Below are 24,494 nucleotides of genomic sequence, written 5' to 3'. Positions count from 1 at the left end.
TGAGGGGGAACATCCATTGACCAAACCAAAACTGTCTTTGATGGAGGCCTATATGGTCGAATCTCTCCGCAGCAAGGGGATTTCGAATGAAGAACTATTTGCCTTAGTTGAACAGGAAGACGCTGAAGGCCTAAAAGAGATCGAGCCGCGTTTTGATTACGGGGAATTGGTGGAAGCTGCCCGTAAAGATCTGGAGGCGTTCCGGTCGGCTCTCTTTGACGGCTATGAGGTGAAGTTCGTGACGTTTAACGGATTAAAGAACCTGCTTCGGATGCGATTCGGTAAAGAAGTGGAGCGGGACTATGCGGTGACGGAAGCGGGGATTAAGGATCTTCGCTTACCGCCGCACGAACTGGAGCAGTTAAACGACATGTTGTCTTCAAACTGGCTGATAACAAGTGACGGTTCTGGAGCGGTTATGGTGGAACTGAACATGCCGGCTGCGGCCAAATCATCCACAGGTGAATAACATGCCAATCCATCATGAAGATATCCCCAAGGGGATAACTGAAAAACTTACAGGTACCATCCACAATGTGGACAGTATGCCGGAGGGCGGGACGTCTGAAGTGGCCCTGTTGACAACTGATGCGGGGAAGTTTGTGCTGAAGCGTTCGAAGCGGGCGCCGTTTGATGAGTGGCTCAAGCGCGAATCCGAGGTGTTGAAACATCTATCGGAGACCGATTTGCCGGTTCCGCAACTGATTGCATTTCTTGAAGAGCCGGCCTGCAGCTGGGCGCTGATATCCTTCATCGAAGGAGAGACGGTGCGCAGTGCATTAAGACGGACGACCGATCGGGAAGAACGGCGCAAGGTGATCAGGGCATTTGCTGAAGCACTCAGAATGGTTCATCAGACTCCAGTCCCAAGCGCCCTTAAGCAGGACCATCCTTGGATTGACCGCATGCTGGAAGAAGCGGAGGACAACCTGAACCGTTATGAGACGGACGGATCTCCGGAGCGTCTTAAGCAGTTAAAGAGGGAGCGGCCTGAAATCCCATGGGAGTGCCTGATCCACGGCGATTGCACGGTCGACAATGTCATGGTGAAGGATGGCCGCCTTACAGGCATCATTGACTGGAGCGGCGGCACTTCGGGAGACCCGGACTACGACATCGCCCTTGCAGTTCGGGAGAAACCGGGCATCTTCGGCTGGCCGGAGGATCGTGACTTCTTTTTCGAAGCTTACGGAAAACGCATTTCAGCAGAAATGTTCCAGTACTATGCAGAAGGACTGTACGAATTCTATTGACGGGGGATGGAAATAGGGATCACGTTTAGGCTAAAGCTGTTCGGCAGCTTGATGGTCATTCTTGGCATTATTGCGGGTATCGGCTCGCTGGATACGGGAGCAAGCACGGATATGCAGGAAGGCGGGTTTTCCGGCAGGATATTCGGCCTGATCGTGCTCGTGTTTATGGTTTCCATCGGCATCCTGATGCATGGGGTGGCTGCGGTACTGGAGCGTTTGGATGAAAAGGGGGAGGAGCATGAACATACGGCAAGCCACACAGAATGACGCACGGTTTTCCGGGGAACTGGCACTGCTTCTCTGGCCGGACCATACGGTGGAGGAGCTGGAAAGGGAGTTTTCGGAGCTGATCGGAGACCCGGAAGCGGCCGTTTTCCTTGCGTTTGACGGAAAAGAGCCTGTGGGTTTCTCACAGGTCCAGCTCCGGCAAGACTATGTCGAGGGCACGTCGACCTCCCCGGTCGGTTACCTGGAAGGACTGTATGTGAAAGAGACTTACAGACAGGATGGACTTGCCCGTGAGCTCGTGAGGCGTGCAGAACAGTGGGCGCAAGATCAAGGATGCATGGAGTTCGCGAGCGACTGTGAGCTGAATAATGATGTCAGCCTGCAGGTCCATCTTGCGCTCGGCTTTACGGAAGCCAATCGGATTATCTGTTTCACCAAGCGGATCGGGGAAACCCGCTGATGGCAAAACAGATTTACGTGATTCGGCATTGCGCCGCGGAGGGACAGGAATCGGAAGCACCGCTTACTCCGGCAGGCCGTAAACAGGCGGAGCAGCTCGCGGAACATCTGGTGGATAGGGGAATCGATCGGGTGATTTCAAGCCCATATCTGCGCGCCAGGCAGTCGATCCAGCCTTTTCTGGAATGGAGCGGGCTTACAATGGCGTCGGATGAACGGCTTGCGGAAAGGGTGCTGAGCGCCACGCCAATGGATGATTGGATGGAGAAGCTGGAGAATTCCTTCGAGGATCCGGACATTTCATACGGTGGAGGAGAATCAGGAAAAGAAGCTGCCGTGAGAGCAAGCTCTGTGGTCGACGGGCTTCCCGAAGGTTCCTGTACGGCACTTGTCACTCACGGAAACCTGATGGCTTTGCTGATCGGTGAATATGACCCGCAATTTGGCTTTGAGCAGTGGAGACGGCTTACAAATCCCGATGTATATCAGCTTTCAATTGGGACCAAAGTAAAGATTCAGCGGACCTGGCAGGAGGAATGACGAATTTTCGGCTTCCTCCTTTTTACTTTCGCAAGAAAACCGTCCGAAAAACGGGTATACTTGGTTAAGTGTTCAAAGCAATTATCTGAGGTGATTCGGTGTATAAATTATTGTCCCACAACGACCTGGACGGAATCGGCTGCGGCATCGTGGCGAAGCTGGCGTTCGGGGACGATGTGAACGTGCGATACAATTCTGTCCAGATGCTGAACCGCGAAGTGGAGCGGTTTCTGGAACAAGGCAACACGGGCACGGAACTGATCATCACCGACTTGTCGGTGGATGAGGAAAACGAAACCCGGATCGAGGAATTCATCAAAAAAGGCGGAAAAGTAACACTGATCGATCATCACAAGACGGCGCTCCATCTGAACGAATACGAGTGGGGCAATGTCACTGTCGAGCAGGAGGACGGCAAGCTGACGTCAGCCACTTCTCTGCTTTATGCGTGGCTGATCGACAAGGGCTTCCTGGAGCGTACACGCGCCGCTGATGAGTTTGTGGAGCTTGTGCGGCAGTACGATACATGGGAATGGGAGAAAAACGGCAACGACAAGGCACGGCGCCTGAACGCACTGTTCTTCATGGGTTCGTTCGACGAATTCGAGTCGAAGATGCTGGAGCGGCTGCAGTCTGACGCCCCGTTCCAGTTCGACCCGTTCGAGAAGCAGCTGCTCAACATGGAAGACGACAAGATGGCCCGTTATATCCGGAAAAAGCGTCGCGAAATGGTGCAGCTCGAGCATGAAGGCCTATATGCCGGTGTCGTGCATGCAGAGTCGTACCATTCCGAGCTCGGCAATGAGCTCGGCAAGGAAAACCTGCATCTCGACTACATTGTGATCCTCAACATGGGCGGCCGGAAGGTATCGTTCCGTACGGTGCATGACGATGTCGATGTATCCGAAGTGGCCGGAACATTCGGCGGCGGGGGACATGCCAAGGCCAGCGGCGCCTCGATGTCGAAAGAGGCATTCGCATCGTACGTGGAAGCGGCATTCCAGAAGGAGCCGCTGCGTGAAGACGCACGCCATACCCGCTATAACCTGAAGGAATCGCCGTTTGGCACGATCTACCGTGCACCGGAAGGCGACCTGTACTTTATCCATCCGAAAGACGACGGCAGCTGGGGTGTCGAGCGCAATGGTCGTGTGCAGGACGAGACCTTTGAAACGTTCTATGATGCTGAGAAGTTCCTGAAGCGCGAGAGAAACGTCTGGCTGCTGAATGACGACCAGTTCGTCAAGTTCCTGCTGGACCGTCTTCAGAAGGCGGAAGCGGAATCCTGATACGGAATAGACTGTGACTTATAAATTTTTGACAAGTAGCTCCTTCCATGAAAACCGAGGATCATTGTGATCCCCGGATGTGGAGGGAGTTTTTTGTGTGGCGTAAGTTTTCAGAAGAGTAAAAAGCCACTGCATTTTTCGATATAATAGGTGAAAAGGAGGGATGGGGATGCAGGAATTAGTCGGTCGATGCCAGGAATGTGGTAAGGAAGTGTTTTGCCTGGACGGCTTCCTGAATGGAGTCTCGGAGAACGGGCGGCTGATCTGTTTTGAGTGTTCTGAGCAGAATGACCGTTCTGCTGAACCGCAGCCCGGGATATGAAAGCTTTAATGAAAACTCTGAAGCCCAAGTCGCTTCAGACGAGACTGTTTTTGTACGGTGCGCTCTTTGTCTCGTTGCTGGCGATTCTAATTGGCGTCCTCTTTTACTTCACGATGTCGCATGGGATTGAGCAGCAGGTCGGGAGGCGGGCGCTGAATATCGCTGTGACGACCGCTGACAGGCCGGATGTACGGGAGGGGTTCTTTGCAGAGAATCCGACAGAAGTGCTTCAGCCGATTGCCGAGACGGTCCGCAAACAGACTGGGGCAGAATATGTCGTTATCGGAAATTCCGAAGGCATCCGTTATGCACATCCGGTTCCTGACCGGATCGGCAAGAAGATGGTGGGGGATGACAATGAACGGGCCCTCATCAATGGCGAGTCTTACATATCCGAAGCTGTCGGCTCACTTGGTCCCGCCCTGCGGGGCAAGACACCGGTCAGAGACGGGGAAGGCAACATCATCGGGGTCATCTCAGTGGGATTTATGGAAACAGACCTGTCGTCCATCTTTTTCGACTATGCAGATAACATCGCCTACATTGTCTTGGCGTCGATCCTTCTTGGCGTTGCCGGTTCCGGCTTGCTGTCGCGGAGTATCAAGAAGGAACTATTCGGACTCGAGCCTGCGGAAATCGCCCGCCACTTCACGGAACGGAGTGTGCTGATCGAATCCGTACGTGAAGCGATCATTATGGTCAATGCAGGGGGCACCATCACGATGACCAACTCGGCCGCCCGCGATGTCCTATCCCTTCCGGAAGATGAAGAACTGGTCGGGCGCCCCATACAGGACGTGCTGCCGAATACACTCCTTCCCCGCGTCATGGAAACAGGAGAAAAGATGCTGGACCGCCCAATGGAAATCCACGGCAAGAAGGCGGTCGTAAACAGGATTCCAATCCGGGCAGACGGCCGGATTATCGGAGCGGTGTCCAGTTTCCGCCTGCAGTCAGACATCGACCGGCTGACGGAGGAACTATCGCAGGTTAAGCAGTATACAGAAGCATTGCGCGCCCAGACGCATGAGTACCACAATTTTCTCTATACGATTTCTGGGCTGATCCAGCTGAATTCTCTGGACGAGGCGCTGAGTCTCATCCATGAAGAGACCGAGGCGCATCAGTCACTGATCCGGTTTGTCATGGAGCGGCTGCAGGACCCCTTCCTCGGAGGGATTGTCATAGGTCTCTTTAACCGGGCCAAGGAGCTGAAGGTGCAGCTCGTTCTCGACGAAGACAGCGCACTGGAGGAGCTTCCGGCAAATCTTGAAAAAAGCTTTTTTGTATCCATATTGGGCAATCTCGTGACGAATGCATTCGAGGCCGTGGAAAAGAACCCTGAGTCCGACAGGGTGGTCCGGATTTTCATTCTGGACAATGGCAGCGAAATTCTCATAGAAGTGGAAGACTCGGGACCGGGAATTACGGAAGAAGTGGAAAATACACTGTTCAGTGAACGGATCTCCACTAAAGTCGGCGCGGATCGCGGCTACGGGCTGGTGACGGTCGCCAACCATGTTCGCGAACTGGGCGGCCAGCTTTATTACGAAACTGGCGACCTCGGGGGCGCCATGTTCATCATCTCTATCCCGAAAGGAGGATCAATTCATGCAGGAGACCATAGAAGTTCTCATCATTGAAGACGATCAGCGCATTGCTGACATCCATCGCCGATTTATCGACAAGATCGGGGGCTTCACGGTCGTGGGGTCAGCGAATACCGGAGCTGAGGCGAAGGACTGGATCGAAGCGCTCCAGCCGCATCTTGTCCTGCTGGATGTCTATCTCCCGGATATGCTCGGTACGGAACTCATTTCTTATATCCATGAGTACAGCGCGGACTCGGACATCATCGTCATCACGGCCGCCGCGGAGGCAGAGATTGTAAAAAAGGCGTTCCGCGGAGGAGTGGCGGACTACATCCTTAAGCCCCTGACGCTGGATCGCTTCAGGGAAAGCCTGCTTTCCTACAGGATAAAAAGGGAAACATTTGCGGGGGACGGGAAATTGCAGGAAGGTTCTATCCGTCTTTTGTGGAATAATACCGATACATCCGGTGCAGAACCCGCTGCCACCCCTAAGGGAATTGACCCAATCACGATGGAAAAGATCACAGGATTTCTGGACGGTGCCGAAGAGGGGATGACCGCAGAGAAGATTGGCCGTGAAATCGGCGTCAGCAGATCTACGGCAAGACGTTATCTGGAATATCTCGTGTCGGAAAAAAAGGCAGGTGCCGAACTGATCTACGGGATGATTGGGCGTCCGGAAAGAAGATACTTTTTGATAAAACCGTGAACAAAACGAACAAAAAGACAAAAAGGTTTTTAAGTACATTTTAAGCTCAAAAACATTGAATAGGCCAAAGGTTCTGATAAATTTTAGACAGCGCTTTCAAGTGCTGTCTTTTTATATTGTACAAGGGGGATGAAATGCTATGTGGAAAAAACTATCGGCTGTCTTATTGGCAGGATCGTTGACTTTAGGCCTTGCAGCATGTTCTGAGGGGGATAGCGCAGAGGCGGATAAGACATCCAACTATCCGGAGCGCAACATTACGATCGTAGCGCCTTCCGGTGCCGGCGGCGGATGGGATCTGACCGCGCGGGCAATCGCAAAGACGATGAACGATACCAAGTTGATTGAAAAGCCGATCACCGTGGAGAATAAACCGGGAGGGGGAGGCGCAGTCTACATGGCGGATTTCGCAACGAAAGAAGCGAAAAACGACTATGCGCTGATGGTCAAGTCTCCGCCAATCCTGATCAACAACAACAAAGCCGAGGGCAACAGCCCGTTCGGCTATAAAGACACCCGGCCGCTTGCACAACTGACACGCGATTACGGGGCGATCGTCGTCCGTGAGGATTCCGAGTTCAAGACGCTGAAGGACGTTCTGGAAGCGATAAAGGCGGATCCTAAGAAAGTGACCCTGGCCGGCGGATCGGCACCGGGTTCCATGGACCACCTGGTCGGTGTTCTTCCGGCATTCGAATATGGCATTGATCCGCAATCCGTCAAATACGTTTCCTATGACGGCGGGGGCGAAGCAGTGGCTGCTCTGCTCGGCAACAACGCAGACGTGATCGCGACTGATGCTTCCACAATCGCAGAGTACGTGAAGGCAGGAGATGTGCGCGTGCTTGCAGTCAGCTCGACAGAGCGTCTTGACGGGGAGCTGAAGGACGTTCCGACGTTCCAGGAAGAAGGCATCGATGCCGAGTTCACGATCTGGCGCGGAATTTTCGCACCAAAGGAAATGTCCGATGAGGCATTCGACTACTGGTCCATCAAGCTTGCGGAAATGGCCGAAACGGAAGAGTGGCAGGCTGAACTCGAACGTAACGGCTGGCAAAGCGAATACCATAACGCCGAGGAGTTTACGAGCTACCTGGAAGAGCAGGAGCAGGTCATTGTTGAATTGCTGACGGCGCTCGGCATGGAAAAATAAAAAGTAGGGGGCGGCTCGGCTCAACCGGCCGCCCTTTTATGTTAGAGAGGTGTCAAAGAAGATGAGCAAAACGTTCGACCGCTATGCGGGAATTGTCTTTTTGGTAATTGGTCTATTATTTGTCATGGAAGCGAGGAAAATCTCCCAGAGCGCCTACGGATCCAGTGTGGGCCCGGATATTTTCCCGACTGGTCTCGGTATTCTTCTGGTCCTGCTCAGTGCGCGGCTGATCTATGAAACATTCAGATACAAGGGAGAAGCCGGTAAAAAAGAACCGGTCCAATACAAGCGATTCCTGGTCATTTTCTTCAGTGCCGTGGCATATGCCTTCCTCCTTGAAAAAATCGGTTATGTGGCTTCCACCTTCCTTTTCTTGATTGTCGCCTTCCAGGCGATGGAACGTGGAAGCTGGGTAAAGACCTTGATCATCGCGGCTGCTTTTTCTTTCGGTGTCTATTATTTCTTCTCGGAGCTGCTCGGCGGTGTGCTGCCGGGATTCCCGGGACTTTAAGGAGGAGGGAACGAAATGGATACATTGCAATTTCTGGCTGACGGCTTCAGCGTCGCGTTCCAGTGGCACAATCTTCTCTTTGCATTTGTCGGTGTCCTGATTGGGACAGCGGTAGGGGTCCTACCGGGAATCGGCCCGATGAGCGGTGTCGCCCTCCTCATACCTGTCACGGCCACCATGACGTCCGGCCTCCCGACGGAGGCGGCTGCTGCAAGTTCCATCATTTTGCTGGCCGGGGTGTATTATGGGGCGATGTACGGCGGTTCGACCACTTCTATCCTTCTGAATACGCCGGGAGAATCTTCTTCGGTCGTGACGACGCTCGACGGGTATCAGATGGCCAAGCAGGGTCGGGCGGGAGCCGCTCTGTCGATTGCGGCAATCGGTTCGTTTGCAGCGGGAATCATTTCCCTGCTGGGGCTGGTCCTGCTGGCCGAGCCGCTTTCCAATGTCGCTCTGAAATTTGGGCCTGCCGAGTATTTCTCCCTGATGCTTCTCGGGCTTGCGGCGGTCAGCGGGCTGGCCGGCAAGTCGATGACAAAGGCATTGATGATGACAGTCTTTGGCTTGATGCTCGGGACAGTTGGAATTGACGCCGTATCAGGGATTGCGCGTTTTACATACGACATGCCAATCCTTTATTCCGGCTTTGAGTTTTTGACCATTGCGGTTGGCCTTTTTGCGCTCGGCGAGGTCTTCAAGACGATTCTGGAGCGTGACGGGGCAGACGGCGCAATTGCCAAAATCCATCGCATCCTGCCAACCAAGCAGGATATGAAGGACAGTTCGGTTCCGATTGTACGCAGCTCCCTTTTGGGCTTTTTCATCGGAGTGCTGCCTGGTGCAGGTGCAACACTCGCTTCGTTCTTCTCCTATATCACGGAAAAGAGGTTCAGTAAGCATCCTGAGAAGTTTGGAAAGGGTGCCATCGAGGGTGTGGCTGGTCCCGAATCAGCGAACAACGCAGCTTCCGGTGGTGCTATGATTCCATTGCTTACACTTGGCATACCGGGTTCCGGGACGACTGCCATTCTGATGGGTGCACTGATCATGTACAACATCCAGCCGGGCCCGCTGCTCTTTGATGACCACCCGGAGGTGGCGTGGGGCCTGATTGCAAGTATGTTTATCGGTAACCTGATGCTGCTGGCACTCAACATGCCGCTGGTCCGCGTGTTCGCAAAGGTAATCCAGACACCTAAGAAATACTTGCTTCCAATCATCGTGGCCATCTCGTTCTTCGGTGTCTACGCAGTCCAGTACACCACATTTGACCTGTATCTGCTGCTTGCATTCGGCGTCTTTGGCTATCTGCTGACGAAAAACGATTTCCCTGTTGCGCCGCTTGTTTTGGCCCTTGTGCTCGGGCCGATGATCGAAAACAACATGAGGAGAGCCCTGACGATTTCCAATGGCGATTTCTCGATTTTCGTTACAAAGCCGTTGTCCCTCGTTTTCCTGATCGCTGCGACGGCCTGGCTTCTCATCCCTCTGATCCTCAAGATGAGAGGCAAGTCGGTCATCGTCAACGAGGAAGAATGATCCTGCAAAGCTGGTGATAGCCGCGGCGCGGGCCAAAAAAGAGCGTTCCGGCCATCCACAGGATGAGGGGATTTCTGAATAAGTCTGTGGATATAGGCTCTTTTGAAGACTTATCAACAAGTGGATAACCTGGAATATTAAGAAAACCCGCCGGAAGAGGCGGGTTTTGTGTGTAACTAGGACTGTTGATATGGATTTAGGATGCCGTAGAGCAGAAGGTCTTCATATCGGTCCTCTTTTAGGACGTGTTCTTTTTGCGTACCTTCATACGTCATCCCGCACTTTTCCATCACTTTGCCGGAAGCGGAGTTGGAAGCGAAGAACCGGGCATAGACCCGGTGAAAGTCCTTTTTACGGAAGGCGAAGTCCAGCACGGCTTTGGCGGCTTCAGTAGCATAGCCCTGCCCCCAGTATTCTTCGCCGACCCAGTAGCCAATTTCCCCGTGCCGGTGAGTTTGCTGGTGGGAAAGTCCGATGGCTCCGTAGAGTTTGCCGCTTTCTTTGTCCGTGATCGCGAGCTCGTACATCCGTCCGTCTTCGAAGCTTTTGTCGTGCGTTGCAATCCACTCCAGCGCGCTCTCCACCGGATAGGGATGCGGCAGGTTCAGAGTGCTTTTATACAGGTTATAGTTGTCGCACAGCCGGCTGACTTCCGGCGCATCGGCCTCAGTGAAGCGACGAAGCAACAGGCGCTCTGTTTTCAGCGTTGGGCTGGTGGCAGGCTGATTCATTGGATCTCTTCCTTCCGTGTATGCATTTGTTGGATTCTTATTGGACATTGCCGGCAATTATTCCTGCTCCAAGGAGTGTGGAAAGTAGGTTAGGGGTTGCATCACTAAATAGGATTGATGGGGAGGGAGTCGGTTGAAGAGAAGCTCAGAAAGTCATCGAATGACCGTACAATTGTGGGGGTATGCGGCGGAATAGCGGAGTTCTTCGGTATTTCCTCATTTGTGGTGAGGCTGATTTTTCTCGTGACCGTCTCGGTTTCGGTATGGGTGTATCTGTTATTGGCATGGGTATTGGACGATTCGTATTTACTGAGAAGAAAATAATGAGAAAAAACCCCGCCAAAATGGCGGGGTTTTCTTATGCGAACGGGTCGTCAAAGTCGTCCAGAGCGCCCCAGGCAGGAGCGGGCTCCTTCGGCGGTTCCGGTTCGGGTTCTGGTTCCACTTTCGGTTTTTCTGCGCGGACAGGCGCCGGCGGGGCGGCCTCCGGGATGTAGAGATCACGGTCTTCCGCGCCGGCGAGTTCGAAGTTGATCTTTCTCGGCATGACTTCGGCGACGTCGACGAAGCCCGTCTTCCCGTAAAGCTGCTGCGCGGCGTACAGGAAGAAGTTCGACAGGTCGGACTGGGTGTTGATCCAGTCGATGAACTCCGGTGTGAGATCGCGGCTCAAGTAAATATTGATCCGCTCCCCCTGCTGATAGGTTTTACTTCGAGTCCGCGCCACTTGCGACCACACCTAATTCCTTTTCTTTCTGCTGCTCATAGCGAGGCGAGCAGGTGTAGACGAGGAGGCCGCGCGCGTTGACGAACATCGGATCTTGGAGGAACGTGACATTGGTTGTGCGCTCTTTCGCGTTCAGAATCTGCTGGAGATAGTCTTTCAGGATGGCCGCTCCGCCGCCATAGATGAAGACGTACGGGTCATCTTTCAGGTCGTCGATCTTGTTGATGATCGGACGGCTGATGCGCTGTGCAAGCTGCATGAGGCCGGTCTGGGACTCTGCTTTCAGCTCGTTATGGCGTGGGTGTTCAGGGTCGAAGTAGATCTCGTTGAACTCGGCCATGGAATCGATCGACTTGACCGGGTGGTTGCGGTTCCAGCGCTTGAGGATCTCGCTGATTGCCGATTTCACGCCGAAATTCAGGCCTTCCGACAGTTTAGGATTGAATCGGACGCCTTCCGTCACGACAATTTCCGTCGTTCCGGAACCGATGTCGAAGTGAAGAAGTGTTTTGTCGCTGAAGTCGACTTTCATGATCTTGTCGCCTACTTCAACCTTGCGCTCGGACAGCTTGCCGCCCTCATCAAAGACGACGCCCCATGCGGCCGCAGCTCCCTCAGGAAGGCACTTGCAGTATTCGATCTTAATCGTCACGGTCACATTGCGTCCGGACGGATGGTGGAAGATGACTTCATGCGTGCCCATGTAGCGTGCCGCGTTGTTTTTTGCCGCTTCCTGCGTGATCATGCCGACAGGCAGCGCCACGGACAGGTCATAAGTGACTGTGATTTTATTTTTCTTATACTCGCGTTGCATGGCATCGATGGCCAGGCCTGCAAGTGTCACAAGAACCGGAATCTCATCTGCCGACTTGTCCGAACGCTTTTCCAGTTCAATCCCCGGAAGCGAATCGTTCAGAACCTTTTCTCCGATTACGTAGCGCTGCCCGTTAAAGGAAAGTGCCTTGGAGTTGATCGTGACATCAATATTCTCAAGAAGGGCATCCTTCGGAATATCTTCCATATCCATCAGTTCCGTCGTTTCGCCCATGTACAGCGAGTAGACAGTCGGAATCAGAATTGGTTCATGATCTTTCACCCATAATTTTAGTGCGTTGTTACCGGCATCTGCACCGGCTTTGAGTACTGCCATTCCCATTCACTCCCTCTAGGTTTCTATCAATGATTATACCGCGGCATCCGCATGATAGAAATAGAGAATATGGAGGATATGCGCACAAAAATCTTACATTTCCCGAGGAAAAGCGACTTTTAGGAGGATAATCTATTTCTATTATGCGTATATTGTATGTATAAAAACGTGCGGATATTGTGAGGTTATTGTGCGCATAATAGAAATACAATGTGTGAGAGTTAATAAAAGGTAATATTGGAATCTCTGAGGCTGCATTGCTGCTTCTTTTTTGAGCCGTTCGGCTATTTTCGACAATAAATAGAATACCGGATTTCTCTTCTATATTTGTTGTCGAAATGAGTTGAATCTAATTTGCTCTTCTCATTACCCATTCCGTCATCTTCTCGGGCTTCCCCCTTCATTTTCTTCTCGTTTAATTCCAGATCTTCATCCTGGCTTGAAGTTTACCCTCAAAACTCCCCGACAAAATCTATGTAACAATTCTGAGGAGTAAATACATACATTCTCCGCACAAACAAACTTAGGTTGTTTTGCTTCGTCTTCTTCCTCATTTCATTCCATTCTCCCCTTTTCGACAAACTCCATGATTTAAGTTTGGTGTCCTCTCCGGAAATTCCCCTTCATCCATATTTGGTTCTGTCCCTCTTCTCTACCGATCATCATCGTCCTCTAATTCAATTCGTGAACACTCTATATGCTTCCCGGAAGTCATTTTCTCTTTCAATATAACTATCCACAGGATATAAGGTAACCTGTGGATAAAATACACACAAACGCAATATACGCAAAATATATTTCGGTTGTGTGGATAATATGTGTATAACCTGCAGAAACCAATTTTGGTTATTCACAGATAAAGAAAGAAAGTCTACTTCATCATTTCCTTGAGTTTCTTCAGCACCTCACCAAACGGTTGCGAGAATCTTGCCTCCTCCATCAGCAGGAAGGGATCGCCTTTCGTCCTCAACCGTTCTGTCACCGTATGAATGGTGAAGTTCTGCGGCCGGAGGTCATCCGTCAGTTCATGCCATTCAAGCGGGGTAGCGACCGGTGCATGGCCAGCTCCGCGCGTGGAATAAGGGGCGATAATCGTCTTCCCCCTCGCATGCTGGACATAATCCACATAAAGCCGGCCCCCTCGATTTTTCTTCATCCGCTCTGTCGTGAATCTGTCAGGTGCCTGCTCGCACAGATACTCTGCCGCAAACGAAGTAAAATGCCGTGTCTCCTCGTAGGTAAACGTCTTGGGAGGAATCGGGATATACAGCTGCATCCCCTTGCCGCCGGATGTCTTCACAAAGGTCTTTAGCCCAAATCCGTCAAACACTTGTTTCAGCCGAAGCGCAGCATCCACGGCAAGCTGAAACTTTGTGGCATCAGGCGGATCCAGGTCAAAGACAATTTCATCCGGATATATAGACTCTTCTCCGTCTCTTAGCCGACCGAATGGGACATGCAGCTCCAGTGCTGCCTGGTTGCCAAGCCAGAGAAGCGTCTCCAGACTGTTGCATAACAGAAGTTCTCCTTCTTCTCCCGGCGCGGTTTTTACAAATGAAGGGACAGAATCCGGGGCATGCTTCTGATAGAACCGTTCGGTGTCCTCCGTGCCGTGAGGGTACCGGATCACCGTAAGGGGGCGGTCTTCAAGCCAGGGCAGCAGATGGGGAGCTGCATGCTGCAGATAAAGGAGAAAGGTATCCTTGTCAATCCCGGCTTCGGGAAAAAGCGGCTTGTCCGGATTGGTTACAGTGACACCAGGCGGAATCGGCTCCAGTGCACGCCGATAACGCTGTATGGTGACCATTTCAGGGTCCTCATCGAGGAGGAAACGGGAAAAGCGCGGCTCGCGCAATTTGCCGCCGGACTCGCCGATCGTCAGCACTTCAGCAACGACAGCGGGAGCAAGCCGGAAGACGCCTGGAGGTCCTTCCGTCCCATTAGCACGAAAGAGTGCAATTAGTGTCTTTGCTTCTTCTTCGGAGAATCCGTGCCGCAGTGTCACGACCTCGAGCCATTCTTCTCCGTCCAGGACACGTCCTGAAAAGTTGCTGTTTTCCGCTTCAAAAACCGTAAAAACGATCGGGACGGTGCGCCAGTTTTTTACCTTGAGCCAGTCGGTCGACCGGATGCCTTCCGTCCAACGGCTGCCGCTGCGTTTGGCGACGAGCCCTTCGCCGTTTCCGGCCACGAGTCGGCTTTTGAGCGGCTCCGGTGCGTGTTGTGCAGCCACTCCCTGTATCGGGGAAGGTTTACGGTAATTCGTATCAACCGGAAATTGCCCGGCCCGGAGCACCTGGCCGAGCACCTCTTTGCGCTCCTCGACCGTTCGGGACCGCAGGTCGTCATCGCCCGTCTCCAGCAGGTCAAACGCAGAAAAACGGCAAGGGAACATCCGGCTTTGTTCCTCGATCGCTGCCTTCGTTCGGAGCCTGGACCGTCGCGCAACGACGGAAAAGTCACTTCTTACATCATTCAGGAGATAAACGAGCTCGCCATCAAGGATTAGGGGAAGGTAAGGGCGAACCGCTTCACTTGCCTCTGCAATCCCTGCCATGATTTCCGGGAACCGGTCCGAAAGGTCATGCCCGTTCCGGCTCAGCAGGCGGATGCAATCCTCCCGCCAGTCCAGGTGACACCGGAAGCCGTCGTATTTCACTTCATACAGCCAACCCGGGCCTTCCGGAAGCGTTTCTGCGGGCGTGAGCTTCATTGGTTTCATGGAATGACTTCCTTTCGCGACGGCTGAGGCCTCTATACAACTCCAGTGTGCGCCATGCGGAAAACTTCATACATAGTGCGGTCGGGACGGGACATGCTAGAGGAAAAGCAGGTGATGAAATGCATACGGTATGGAAGGGCAGCATCAGCTTCGGGCTCGTTAATATTCCGGTAAAGCTGCACGCGGCGACCGAGGACCGGGACGTTAAGCTCCGGCAACTGCACAAAGAGTGCAACGCGCCGATTTCGTATAAAAAAGTATGTACGTCGTGCAACGCTGAAGTGAAGCCGGAGGATATCGTGAAGGCGTACGAGTACACGAAGGGCAAGTTCGTCGTGCTCGATGAGGACGACCTGAAGGCGCTCAAAAAAGAAAACGAGGACAAAGCGGTTGAGATTGTCGACTTTGTAAAACTTGAAGAAATCGATCCGATCTACTTTGAACGGACATACTTTCTTGCGCCCGATAAGGGCGGGGCGAAGGCATATGCGCTTCTGCGCGCGGCGCTCGGGGATTCGGACAAAATCGGGATTGCGAAAATCATCATCCGGCAAAAAGAGCAGCTTGCCGCGGTCCGGGTCTATAAAAATGCACTGATGCTGGAGACGATCCACTATCCGGACGAAGTTCGAAAAGTAGAGGATGTACCGAACGTGCCGGAAGCTGAAAGTGTAGTGAAAAAGGAGCTGGACGTCGCGATGATGCTGATTGAGCAGCTGACAACGCCGTTCGAGCCTGAAAAATACAAGGACGAGTACCGCGAAGCGCTCTTGGAGCTGATCGAGGCGAAAAAGGCGGGCAAGGAAACAGTCACCGCAACGGAGCGGGAAGCACCGGCGGCGACAAACGCGACCGACCTGATGGCCGCGCTCCAGGCATCCCTCGAAAAGTCCACAAAGAAAAAGCCCGCTCCGAAAAAACGGGCGGCCGCGAAGAAAAAGAAGGCTTAGCCAGATAGGAGATTCCGGGTCGACATCCCGGAATCTCTGTTTTTTTGTAATCTGAAACAGCTGCTGTCGGACGGAAGGAAGTAACTACCACCCTCCGGGCACGAAAGATTTATCGGACAGCATTGAATTCTCTGCGGATTTTGTTAAGATAATAAACATTGCTGTAGCACTTTACCGTGCTAAAGGGGGAAACCAAATTATGGCGAATGCCACCCAACCAAAAAAACGCGGGGCGTTTGACCGCTTTCTCGACACCGTCGAAAAAATAGGAAACAAGCTGCCGGATCCCGTCATGCTGTTCGTTTATCTTGCCGCGGCCATCCTCGTGGCTTCCGCAATCTTCGGGATGATGGGGACGTCTGCTGTCAACCCGGGGACCGGGGAGACAATCACCGTCGTCAACCTCCTGAACGGGGAGGGGCTCATCCGGATCCTGACGGAAATGGTCACGAACTTCACCAGCTTCCCGCCTCTTGGACTTGTACTGGTCGTCATGCTCGGAGTCGGGCTGGCCGAATCGACCGGGCTGATCACAGCGATGATGAAGGCGACCGTCCTGAAAGCCCCGAAGAAAATCATCCTGCCGATCATCGTTCTTGTCGCGATTTCCGGAAACGCGGCGGCAGACGCGGCGTTTGTCGTCCTTCCGCCGATCGTCGCCATGATCTTCGCTGCGCTCGGACGCCATCCGCTTGCCGGGATCGCCGTGGCCTATGCGGCATGTGCTGGCGCCTTCGGGGCAAACCTGCTGCTGTCTCTGACTGATCCGCTCGTCTACGGGTTTACGGAACCGGCTGCCCACATGGTAGACCCGGATTACCAAGGCAACCCAATGATCAACTATTACTTCCTTTGCATTTCCGCGCTCATCTTGATTCCGGTTGCCACATTTGTGACGAATCGGATTGTCGAGCCTCGTCTCGGCAAGTTCGAAGGCATTGTTGAGGCAGAATCAGCTGAAGAAATCACTGCGGAAGAAAAAAAGGGCCTGAAGTGGGCGGGCCTCTCCATTCTGATCACCGGGGCCATTCTCGCTTTTCTGACCCTTCCTGAAAACGCGATACTCCGGAACCCTGAAGACGGCGGGCTGATCATTTCACCGTTCATGGATTCGATTATCCCGATCATGATGATCCTCTTCATCGTCCCTGCCATCGCCTACGGGAAAGCATCGGGCGTACTTAAGAACTCGAGGGACTTTGGAGATCATCTCGGAAAAGCGATGGCCAGCATGGGGCCGTATATTGTCATCGCGTTTGTTGCGGGACAGATGATCGCTTACTTTAACTGGAGTAACCTGGGGCCGGTCATCGCCATAAACGGTGCAGCGGCACTTGAATCGATCGGCTTCACAGGACTGCCGCTTTTCCTCGGCTTCATCCTGATCGCCGCGCTCATCAACTTCCTGATCGCCAGCGCCTCTGCAAAGTGGGCCATTCTCGCACCGGTATTTGTCCCGATGTTCCTGATGATGGGATATGACCCGGCTGTTACGCAGGTGGCCTATCGGATCGGCGACTCGCTCACGAACCCGATTACACCGATGTTCCCGTACTTTGCGATTGTCCTGACATTTGCCAGGAAGTATGATCCGAAAATGGGGATGGGCACGTTCATGACTACCCTACTCCCATATTCGATCGCCTTTACGATCATGTGGCTCATCCTGTTCAGTGTATGGTTCCTCTTGGATATTCCGCTCGGACCTGGCGGCGGAATTCATTTGGGCCAATAAAGCGAATACCGTCCGTTTGCAGAAATTAAAGTGCAAACGGGCGGTATTTATTTGTAATTAGAGAATTTCTAAGGCTATCGTAATGGGTTTTTCGAACCAGATAATTCAAACAATTCCTTTACCTCAGATTAACTCTGCGTAAACAATCCTCCGTTAAAGTTGCAAGTGTTCTAGAAACTAGACTGAGGAGTGGGTAGCATGCTGAAGAAAGTCGGAATCGCCGCACTGGGGGCGGGTCTCATCTTGTCGGGAATGGGAGGCCTTACAGCGGCAGATGCAGCAAAGCCGGAGTGGGCCGGACAGGGAAAACCGGAGTGGGCCGGAAAACCCGGTAAGGGAAATGGAAAGGACAAAAGCAAAATTGAAAATGTCATTTACATGATCCCGGATGGGTTCAGCGCGGATTACGCGTCGAACTACCGCGTCTACAAGGGTGAAGAAGCGGTGTGGGATGCCCATCTGAAAGGGCTGTTCACCACTTATTCGGCCAACTCGGATATCACTGACTCCGCAGCGGCAGGCACGGCCATGGCGACCGGCGTCAAGACGAACAACGGCGTAGTCGGTCTGGATGCAGAAGGAAATGAGCTTGAGTCAATTCTTGAGGCATCGGAAAAAGCCGGCAAGTCCACCGGTCTGGTCGCTACTTCCACCATCACGCATGCAACGCCGGCTTCGTTTGTCGCGAATGTCGAAAGCCGGAACAATGAAACGGAAATTGCCCGTCAGATGGCGGACAGCGACGTCGATGTTCTGCTTGGCGGCGGCAAAAACAACTTCCTGCCGGCAGCCGATGGCGGCAACCAGGAAGAGCGCAACCTGATCCAGGAAGTTCAGGAACAAGGTGCTACATATGTTGAAACCCGTGAACAGCTGCTGGACCTAGATGACCTGGACTTGGATGGCGGCGACCGCCTGCTCGGCCTCTTTGCTGAAGATGCGCTGGCACCGGAACTCCATCGCGGGGAAACGGAACAGCCGAGCATTGCGGAGATGACTGAAGCCGCAATCGATGCACTTGAAGAAGACAAAGACGGATTCTTCCTGGTCGTAGAAGGCAGCCAGATCGACTGGGCGGGCCATGACAACGACGCGGCATGGGCCATGTCGGATGTCGCGGCATTTGAAGAGGCAGTTGAAGAAGCGATTGAATTCGCTGAAGAAGACGGAAACACGCTCGTCGTTGTCGCGGGTGACCACGACACAGGCGGCATGACAACCGGCTCGAAGGGCTCCATGGCGCTGAACGCTGACGTCCTGAAAAATGTGACGGCGACAGGCGATCATATGGCCGCACAGCTGAACGAAGACCGTTCGAACGTGGCGGAAGTGGTCAAGACCTACACCGGCTTTTACCTGTCCGAAAAAGAAATCAGCACGATCCAAGAAGCCGGCAACGCCAGCCTTGCGATCAACCACGTTATCAGCGACCGTGCAAACATCGGATGGACAAGCACGAACCACACAGGCGCGGACATCCCGCTTTATGTGTTCGGACCGGAAGCGGACAGCTTTGTTGGCTTCCATGACAACACGGACCTGCCGAAACTGATCGCTGAAGCGATGAAACTCGACAACTAAACAGAATATAAGGAAGGGGATTGGGCAGCCAATCCCCTTTTTTATGTGATGGAATTAATCCAATAAAACTTTATATATTACATAGGTAAAGAAGTGTTGTCAATAATAAATTTGTGTTTTCGTCATAAAAATGTTACAATAATGGTACATTTTTTGGGGAGGCGTATTCCGAAATTCTGCTGTGTATTCAACAGAGAGAATGAAGGATGCGTTTTTTTATATTCTTTTTTACACGAAGTAAAACAGTTGTAAGGGATTTTTGTTTTTTATTGTTACAAGGGAGGAAAAGAATAAATGAATTTACTCAATAAGAAAGTTACACACGAGCGTTTTGGTACGGGCAGTATCGTGGATCATAGTGATTCCAGAATTGAAATTGATTTCGGCGAGGATAATAAAACATTTGTGTTCCCCGATGCTTTTGAAAAGCACCTGGTTCTGCAGGATGAAAGTGCTGCTCATTCACTCGAAGAAATGATTAGGGAAAAGGAAAGCGAACGAAGAGAGGAAGAGCTGCAAAAAGAAGAGGAAAAAGAGCTCGAACGAAAAAAACATGAGCTCCGCGCGGAACATGAAAAACTGATGAAAAACCATAAACTTCATCCGGAATCGCAGATGGTTTTTTGGTGTGAGCCGGAAGAAAAGCAGCTTGCTTTCTCGAAGTGGAAAGTATATTCGGGTGAGATTAAAAGCGGTAAAAATAAAGGAAAACCGAATAAACCAAGCCGTCTGCACCAAAACAGCGCGGTCCTGCTGACAGAAAGAAATTCCGATATGCCTGAAAAAGAAAGAAAAATTCTGGGGGTCTTCATGGTGAATGAAGAATTTATAGGCAAACAGAGTGAAGATGGCATTGTTCCTGCACATTCTGTTTACAGACTCCAGCTTACCGAACAGGAATCGGCCCGAATGAATTTCTGGAACTATTATGTGAACGAGAAATCCCCCGAGAAAATGACTTGGAATACCGGTAAATACCGTTATTTTGACAATACCATGATGGCTCAAATTTTGCGGGATCTTGCTTCATTGAAAAAAGATCCGGAGGAACAAGAACTGGCACAACAATTCTTCGAGCATTTTTGTAAAATGAATCAGATTATGGATCAAGAATTACCACAGCCAGACGGCGCATTAATGCGCAAATCTTAAATGCATCAAGAATCTCGCCATGTGGTCGCTGTGTACAGGTAGAAAGGATAGTGAAATGTCACAGGAAAAAGATGAGATCATTCTAAGAGGACTTAAAGAAAACAACCTGAAGAACATCGATCTGAACCTCCCAAAAGAAAAAATCATCGTATTTACCGGACTGTCGGGCTCGGGCAAAAGCTCAGTCGTTTTTGATACGCTGGCAACAGAGAGCAGAAGGCAGATGACGTTGAACTACCCTGCCTATGTCAGGTACCAGATGCCAAGGTACGAAAGGCCCCATGCCGACCTGATGCAAAACTTGAGCCCGGTGGTTGTGGTGGAGCAGAAGGCGGTAGGCGGCAATTCCCGCTCCACGGTCGGCACGTACATGGATATCGACCCGCTGATCAGGCTGCTGTTCTCAAGAATCGGGGAACCGTCGATCGGTACTGCCCATGACTTCACAAGCCAGAGCTCATTCGGCAGGTGTCCGGAATGCGGCGGGTTCGGGGAAGTGATCGCCCCGGATGTTAATAAGCTCGTTGATTTTGACAAGTCGCTCAGGGAATATGCCGTCCGGTTCAAGCCGTTGTCCCCTTCCGGATGGCAAGGCAATTGGATGATGACCTGCGGGCTGTTCGACCCGGATAAGCCGATCAAGGACTATTCGGAAGAAGACCGGCGACTGCTGTTGTATGGTCCGCGGGAAGGCGAGCGGGCCTACGCGCCGTTCCACACGAAAAATGGACCCCATAATGCGGAGTGGGACGGGTTATTGCCCAGGTTTACGCGGGTCTATATTAACCGGGACATTTCAAAGCTCAAGCAAGTCTCCCAGGAAGATGTACTGGCGGTGTCGACCCATTCGTTGTGTCCGACCTGCCAGGGCTCAGGCCTGAACCCAAAGGTATTGGAGTCCCGGATCAACGGCTTGAACATCGCCGAATACGATCAATTGGAGCTTCCGGAGTTGGCGGAAGAACTGAGGAACATTCAGGATCCGACGGGAGAAGCCATCGCCAGACAGGCGATTCCCTCTGTCGAACAATTGGTTGATATGGGACTCGGTTATTTGAGCCTGTCCAGGAAAATGGGCACCCTTTCCGGCGGCGAGGCCCAAAGAGTGAAAATTGCCCGTCATCTGGGGAACAGCCTGAATAACCTCACCTACATTTTCGACGAACCGAGCGCCGGCCTTCATCCTGAAGAAGTGAGCCTGCTCATTCAGATGCTTGGAAAGATTAAAGATCAGCACAATACCGTCATCATTATCGAGCACGATCTGTCAGTCATCAGGTCGGCCGATGAAATCGTAGAGATGGGACCGGGAGCGGGCGTTAATGGAGGAAACGTTGTCTTCCAGGGACACTTGGAAGGATTGGAAAACTCCCCGACTGCAAAAGCCCTTCAGCATCAGCCTGGCATCAACAGCAATCCGAGAGATCATAACGGTTACTATGTGATCAGAGAAGCCACGAACAATAACCTGAAACATGTGGATGCTGAGATTCCGAAAGGTGTACTGGTCGCTGTATGCGGAGTATCCGGTTCCGGCAAAAGCTCCCTGATCCTTGAGGCGTTCAAGGAACACTATCCGGAATCCATAACGGTCGGGCAAGGCGGGATCGGGACTTCCAACCGGTCGACCATGGCCACGTATATGGGGATCATGGATGATATCCGGGCAGCCTTTTCAAAAGCGACGGGACAGCCGGCAGGATTGTTCAGCTCCAACTCTCTGGGTGCGTGTCCGGTGTGTAAGGGAAAAGGGGTGCTGACACCGGAAGTTGCATTTGCGGATCCGGTGACCATCCCATGTGAAGCATGCGGCGGGACGAGATACTCGGACGAAGCATTGTCTTACCGGTTTGAGGGCAAAAATATTATTGAGATCCTTGAACTGACGATCGACGAAGCTGCCGGTTATTTCAAGCAGAAAAAGATCTTGAACAGGGTCAATACGCTCAAGGACGTCGGATTGGACTACCTGACATTGGGCCAGACGACAAGTTCTCTGAGCGGTGGAGAAATCCAGCGCCTGAAACTTGCGAGCCAATTACAAAAAGAGGGCCAGGTCTACCTGCTGGATGAACCATCACTTGGCCTGCACGCACAGGACGATGAAAAGCTTCTGGATGTCTTCCAGAAACTTGTGGACCGTGGAAACTCGGTCATCATCATCGAGCACAATCTGGACTTTATCGCGGCAAGTGACTGGGTCATCGAAATGGGCCCGGGCGGCGGGAAGCAAGGCGGGCAAATCCTGTTTGAAGGAACGCCGAAGGACATGCTGAACGCGGATACAGTGACCGCGAAATGGTTAAGAGCAGCAATCGGAAAAGACCAAATCATAAAATCTTAAGCCGCACTCCCCATGGAGCGCGGCTTTTCCTCGTCATTCTGTGAATAGACAGAAGATTCCTTTACAATGAGAGGTAAGTAGATTCGGAAGGCGGGATGGGGATGGAATACGATGTAATCACGGTCGGACACGGGCTCGCGGGACTTGTGGCCGCGTCGGAGCTGGCCGCTGCGGGCAAGAAGGTTCTGCTCCTCGACCAGGAACCGGCGTCAAACATCGGAGGCCAGGCGTGGTGGTCGTTCGGCGGGCTGTTTCTCGTCGATTCGCCGGAACAGCGCCGGATGGGGATCAAGGATTCCCATGAACTGGCCTGGCAGGACTGGCTCGGGACGGCGGGGTTTGACCGGATGAATGATGAAGACGAGTGGGGCTACCAATGGGCGAGGGCGTATGTCGACTTTGCCGCGGGTGGGAAGCGCGAGTGGCTGCGGTCGCTCGGCGTCCGGTTTTTCCCGGTAGTCGGCTGGGCGGAGCGGGGCGGCAGCCTCGCGGACGGTCACGGAAACTCGGTCCCGCGCTTCCATATCGTGTGGGGGACGGGCCCGGGAATCGTCAAACCGTTCGCCGATCGCGTCCGGCAGGGAATCCGCGACGGCCTCATCCATTACATGCCGCGCCACCGTGTGACGGAACTCGTCAAGGAAAATGGCGCGGTGACGGGGGTGCGCGGAGAGAAGCTCGTGCCGGACGACCGGGCACGCGGCGAAAAGACCTCCCGTGGAGTGGAGCAGCTTTTTGAAGTGCATGCGGGTGCTGTGCTCCTGACGAGCGGCGGCATCGGGGGCAACCACGAACTGGTCCGGAAAAACTGGCCGGAGCGGCTCGGCAGGCCCCCTGCGCGCATGCTGTCAGGCGTCCCGGCCTATGTGGACGGACACTTGCTCGGGGCAGCGGAAAAAGCCGGGGGACGGCTCGTCAACCGTGACAGAATGTGGCATTATACCGAAGGCATCCAAAACTATGATCCGGTCTGGCCGAATCACGGCATCCGCATATTGCCGGGTCCGTCACCGCTCTGGTTTGACGCGGAAGGCCAGCGCTTCGGCGCCCCGAATTTCCCGGGCTTTGATACCCTCTCAACGCTTCAGGCGATCGGGAAAAGCGGCTACGACTATTCCTGGTTCGTCCTGACGAAAAAGATGATCGAGAAGGAGTTCGCCCTGTCCGGCTCCGAGCAGAACCCCGACCTGACCGGCAAAAGCATCCGCATGATCCTATCGCGCGTGCTTCCGGGCGCGCCGGAACCTGTCGAGAAGTTCCTGAAGCAGGGAGAGGACTTTGTTGTCGCCAGGACACTTCCGGATCTTGTAGACGGCATGAACGACCTGGTCGGCGAAGAGCGCATCTTCCTGGAAGAGATGGAGCGGCAGATCCGGGCGCGCGACCGCGAGATCGACAACAAGTTCGCAAAGGACCTTCAGGTGATGGCGATCCGGAGCGCACGTGCGTCCATGGGAGATAAGCTCGTGCGGGTCTCTCCGCCGCACCGTATCCTCGATCCGTCTGCCGGTCCGCTCATCGCGGTTCGGCTGAACATCGTCAGCCGGAAAACCCTCGGCGGCCTTCAGACGAATCTGTCGGGCCAGGTGATGGGAGCGGACGGCGAACCGGTGCCGGGCCTTTACGCCGCAGGTGAGGCGGCCGGCTTCGGCGGAGGCGGCGTCCACGGCTACCGGTCGCTCGAAGGCACCTTTCTCGGCGGATGCCTGTTCTCCGGGCGGCAGGCGGGAAGGGCGCTCGGACGGGAGTAGGAACTTTTGCCTGTGCGGGACCGTAGAGAAGAAGAGACCAACAGACAGGGGGA

23 protein-coding genes are annotated in these 24,494 nt (G+C 53.1%); 19 read left to right on the top strand and 4 right to left on the bottom strand.

Features of this window, described 5'->3' with window-relative positions:
• Positions 1–16: 16 nt before the first annotated feature.
• The 12 genes from AV656_RS13115 to AV656_RS13065 all read left to right on the top strand — a co-directional run bounded on the left by AV656_RS13115 (position 17) and on the right by AV656_RS13065 (position 9,598).
• Complete coding sequence (locus AV656_RS13115; protein ID WP_063182687.1) at positions 17–469, top strand: hypothetical protein; 453 nt, start codon at positions 17–19, stop codon at positions 467–469.
• A 1-nt stretch (position 470) separates the two neighbouring features.
• On the top strand, positions 471–1,253 hold the full coding sequence (locus AV656_RS13110; RefSeq protein ID WP_063182685.1) for a phosphotransferase family protein: 783 nt from the start codon (positions 471–473) through the stop codon (positions 1,251–1,253).
• A 6-nt stretch (positions 1,254–1,259) separates the two neighbouring features.
• On the top strand, positions 1,260–1,520 hold the full coding sequence (locus AV656_RS13105; RefSeq protein WP_063182683.1) for a hypothetical protein: 261 nt from the start codon (positions 1,260–1,262) through the stop codon (positions 1,518–1,520).
• Positions 1,492–1,941: an aminoglycoside 6'-N-acetyltransferase gene (gene aac(6'), locus AV656_RS13100; RefSeq protein WP_063182681.1), complete on the top strand. Its 450-nt coding sequence runs from the start codon at positions 1,492–1,494 to the stop codon at positions 1,939–1,941. The genes AV656_RS13105 and aac(6') overlap by 29 nt, the downstream gene beginning before the upstream one ends.
• On the top strand, positions 1,941–2,480 hold the full coding sequence (locus AV656_RS13095) for a histidine phosphatase family protein (RefSeq protein ID WP_063182679.1): 540 nt from the start codon (positions 1,941–1,943) through the stop codon (positions 2,478–2,480). The genes aac(6') and AV656_RS13095 overlap by 1 nt, the downstream gene beginning before the upstream one ends.
• Before the next feature lie 98 nt (positions 2,481–2,578).
• Positions 2,579–3,769 carry a DHH family phosphoesterase gene (locus AV656_RS13090; RefSeq protein ID WP_063182677.1) on the top strand — a complete coding sequence of 397 codons (1,191 nt, stop codon included), beginning with the start codon at positions 2,579–2,581 and terminating at the stop codon, positions 3,767–3,769.
• Positions 3,770–3,938: 169 nt separating this feature from the next.
• Positions 3,939–4,091, top strand: coding sequence for a hypothetical protein (locus AV656_RS16525; RefSeq protein WP_197462256.1), 153 nt, complete (start codon positions 3,939–3,941; stop codon positions 4,089–4,091).
• Between the two features lie 8 nt (positions 4,092–4,099).
• Positions 4,100–5,734, top strand: a complete 1,635-nt coding sequence (locus AV656_RS13085; RefSeq protein ID WP_063182675.1) for an ATP-binding protein — start codon at positions 4,100–4,102, stop codon at positions 5,732–5,734.
• On the top strand, positions 5,703–6,392 hold the full coding sequence (locus tag AV656_RS13080; protein WP_063182673.1) for a response regulator: 690 nt from the start codon (positions 5,703–5,705) through the stop codon (positions 6,390–6,392). Before AV656_RS13085 ends, AV656_RS13080 begins: the two co-directional genes overlap by 32 nt.
• Before the next feature lie 139 nt (positions 6,393–6,531).
• Positions 6,532–7,545 carry a Bug family tripartite tricarboxylate transporter substrate binding protein gene (locus AV656_RS13075; protein ID WP_063182671.1) on the top strand — a complete coding sequence of 338 codons (1,014 nt, stop codon included), beginning with the start codon at positions 6,532–6,534 and terminating at the stop codon, positions 7,543–7,545.
• Between the two features lie 61 nt (positions 7,546–7,606).
• The gene (locus tag AV656_RS13070) at positions 7,607–8,056 is read left to right on the top strand and encodes a tripartite tricarboxylate transporter TctB family protein (RefSeq protein WP_063182669.1); all 450 of its coding nucleotides are present in this window, start codon (positions 7,607–7,609) and stop codon (positions 8,054–8,056) included.
• Between the two features lie 15 nt (positions 8,057–8,071).
• Positions 8,072–9,598: a tripartite tricarboxylate transporter permease gene (locus tag AV656_RS13065; protein WP_063182667.1), complete on the top strand. Its 1,527-nt coding sequence runs from the start codon at positions 8,072–8,074 to the stop codon at positions 9,596–9,598.
• Positions 9,599–9,774: 176 nt separating this feature from the next.
• Here AV656_RS13065 and AV656_RS13060 read toward each other — a convergent pair whose 3' ends face one another.
• On the bottom strand, positions 9,775–10,329 hold the full coding sequence (locus tag AV656_RS13060) for a GNAT family N-acetyltransferase (RefSeq protein WP_063182665.1): 555 nt from the start codon (positions 10,327–10,329) through the stop codon (positions 9,775–9,777).
• 117 nt (positions 10,330–10,446) lie between these two features.
• Here AV656_RS13060 and AV656_RS16190 point away from each other — a divergent pair, with 117 nt between their 5' ends.
• Positions 10,447–10,653: a PspC domain-containing protein gene (locus AV656_RS16190; RefSeq protein ID WP_082818743.1), complete on the top strand. Its 207-nt coding sequence runs from the start codon at positions 10,447–10,449 to the stop codon at positions 10,651–10,653.
• A 34-nt stretch (positions 10,654–10,687) separates the two neighbouring features.
• Here the strand turns inward: AV656_RS16190 and AV656_RS13055 are convergent, their stop codons facing one another.
• The 3 genes from AV656_RS13055 to ligD all read right to left on the bottom strand — a co-directional run bounded on the left by AV656_RS13055 (position 10,688) and on the right by ligD (position 14,928).
• On the bottom strand, positions 10,688–11,056 hold the full coding sequence (locus tag AV656_RS13055; RefSeq protein WP_156484863.1) for a hypothetical protein: 369 nt from the start codon (positions 11,054–11,056) through the stop codon (positions 10,688–10,690).
• Positions 11,037–12,206 carry a ParM/StbA family protein gene (locus AV656_RS13050; protein ID WP_063182661.1) on the bottom strand — a complete coding sequence of 390 codons (1,170 nt, stop codon included), beginning with the start codon at positions 12,204–12,206 and terminating at the stop codon, positions 11,037–11,039. The genes AV656_RS13055 and AV656_RS13050 overlap by 20 nt, the downstream gene beginning before the upstream one ends.
• An 871-nt stretch (positions 12,207–13,077) precedes the next feature.
• The gene (gene ligD / locus AV656_RS13045) at positions 13,078–14,928 is read right to left on the bottom strand and encodes a DNA ligase D (protein ID WP_063182659.1); all 1,851 of its coding nucleotides are present in this window, start codon (positions 14,926–14,928) and stop codon (positions 13,078–13,080) included.
• Between the two features lie 119 nt (positions 14,929–15,047).
• Between ligD and AV656_RS13040 the strand changes: the two genes are divergently transcribed.
• The 6 genes from AV656_RS13040 to AV656_RS13015 all read left to right on the top strand — a co-directional run bounded on the left by AV656_RS13040 (position 15,048) and on the right by AV656_RS13015 (position 24,441).
• Positions 15,048–15,878 (top strand): Ku protein, encoded by an 831-nt coding sequence (locus tag AV656_RS13040; protein ID WP_063182657.1) that lies wholly within the window; start codon positions 15,048–15,050, stop codon positions 15,876–15,878.
• Between the two features lie 199 nt (positions 15,879–16,077).
• Positions 16,078–17,613, top strand: a complete 1,536-nt coding sequence (locus AV656_RS13035) for an AbgT family transporter (protein ID WP_063182655.1) — start codon at positions 16,078–16,080, stop codon at positions 17,611–17,613.
• 198 nt (positions 17,614–17,811) lie between these two features.
• Positions 17,812–19,194 carry an alkaline phosphatase gene (locus AV656_RS13030; protein WP_063182653.1) on the top strand — a complete coding sequence of 461 codons (1,383 nt, stop codon included), beginning with the start codon at positions 17,812–17,814 and terminating at the stop codon, positions 19,192–19,194.
• Between the two features lie 294 nt (positions 19,195–19,488).
• Positions 19,489–20,346, top strand: coding sequence for a hypothetical protein (locus AV656_RS13025; RefSeq protein WP_063182651.1), 858 nt, complete (start codon positions 19,489–19,491; stop codon positions 20,344–20,346).
• Positions 20,347–20,401: 55 nt separating this feature from the next.
• Complete coding sequence (locus AV656_RS13020; protein WP_063182649.1) at positions 20,402–22,690, top strand: ATP-binding cassette domain-containing protein; 2,289 nt, start codon at positions 20,402–20,404, stop codon at positions 22,688–22,690.
• 101 nt (positions 22,691–22,791) lie between these two features.
• Positions 22,792–24,441 (top strand): FAD-binding dehydrogenase, encoded by a 1,650-nt coding sequence (locus tag AV656_RS13015; protein ID WP_063182647.1) that lies wholly within the window; start codon positions 22,792–22,794, stop codon positions 24,439–24,441.
• The last annotated feature ends 53 nt before the right edge of the window (positions 24,442–24,494 follow it).

Origin of the sequence: Bhargavaea cecembensis (genome assembly GCF_001619585.1) — a bacterium.
Lineage (GTDB): Bacteria > Bacillota > Bacilli > Bacillales_A > Planococcaceae > Bhargavaea > Bhargavaea cecembensis_A.
The sequence above is the reverse complement of the archived record's forward strand: the minus strand, read 5'-3'. Positions and strand labels throughout refer to the sequence as shown.

Bases quoted from the DNA above. Each gene is read 5' to 3' on its own strand.
- AV656_RS13110 (WP_063182685.1), top strand. From the start codon at position 471: ATGCCAATCCATCATGAAGATATCCCCAAGGGGATAACTGAAAAACTT.
- AV656_RS13105 (WP_063182683.1), top strand. From the start codon at position 1,260: ATGGAAATAGGGATCACGTTTAGGCTAAAGCTGTTCGGCAGCTTGATG.
- AV656_RS13095 (WP_063182679.1), top strand. From the start codon at position 1,941: ATGGCAAAACAGATTTACGTGATTCGGCATTGCGCCGCGGAGGGACAG.
- AV656_RS16525 (WP_197462256.1), top strand. From the start codon at position 3,939: ATGCAGGAATTAGTCGGTCGATGCCAGGAATGTGGTAAGGAAGTGTTT.
- AV656_RS13085 (WP_063182675.1), top strand. From the start codon at position 4,100: ATGAAAACTCTGAAGCCCAAGTCGCTTCAGACGAGACTGTTTTTGTAC.
- AV656_RS13080 (WP_063182673.1), top strand. From the start codon at position 5,703: ATGCAGGAGACCATAGAAGTTCTCATCATTGAAGACGATCAGCGCATT.
- AV656_RS13075 (WP_063182671.1), top strand. From the start codon at position 6,532: ATGTGGAAAAAACTATCGGCTGTCTTATTGGCAGGATCGTTGACTTTA.
- AV656_RS13070 (WP_063182669.1), top strand. From the start codon at position 7,607: ATGAGCAAAACGTTCGACCGCTATGCGGGAATTGTCTTTTTGGTAATT.
- AV656_RS13065 (WP_063182667.1), top strand. From the start codon at position 8,072: ATGGATACATTGCAATTTCTGGCTGACGGCTTCAGCGTCGCGTTCCAG.
- AV656_RS13060 (WP_063182665.1), bottom strand. From the start codon at position 10,329: ATGAATCAGCCTGCCACCAGCCCAACGCTGAAAACAGAGCGCCTGTTG.
- AV656_RS16190 (WP_082818743.1), top strand. From the start codon at position 10,447: ATGGGGAGGGAGTCGGTTGAAGAGAAGCTCAGAAAGTCATCGAATGAC.
- AV656_RS13050 (WP_063182661.1), bottom strand. From the start codon at position 12,206: ATGGCAGTACTCAAAGCCGGTGCAGATGCCGGTAACAACGCACTAAAA.
- ligD (WP_063182659.1), bottom strand. From the start codon at position 14,928: ATGAAACCAATGAAGCTCACGCCCGCAGAAACGCTTCCGGAAGGCCCG.
- AV656_RS13040 (WP_063182657.1), top strand. From the start codon at position 15,048: ATGCATACGGTATGGAAGGGCAGCATCAGCTTCGGGCTCGTTAATATT.
- AV656_RS13035 (WP_063182655.1), top strand. From the start codon at position 16,078: ATGGCGAATGCCACCCAACCAAAAAAACGCGGGGCGTTTGACCGCTTT.
- AV656_RS13030 (WP_063182653.1), top strand. From the start codon at position 17,812: ATGCTGAAGAAAGTCGGAATCGCCGCACTGGGGGCGGGTCTCATCTTG.
- AV656_RS13025 (WP_063182651.1), top strand. From the start codon at position 19,489: ATGAATTTACTCAATAAGAAAGTTACACACGAGCGTTTTGGTACGGGC.
- AV656_RS13020 (WP_063182649.1), top strand. From the start codon at position 20,402: ATGTCACAGGAAAAAGATGAGATCATTCTAAGAGGACTTAAAGAAAAC.
- AV656_RS13015 (WP_063182647.1), top strand. From the start codon at position 22,792: ATGGAATACGATGTAATCACGGTCGGACACGGGCTCGCGGGACTTGTG.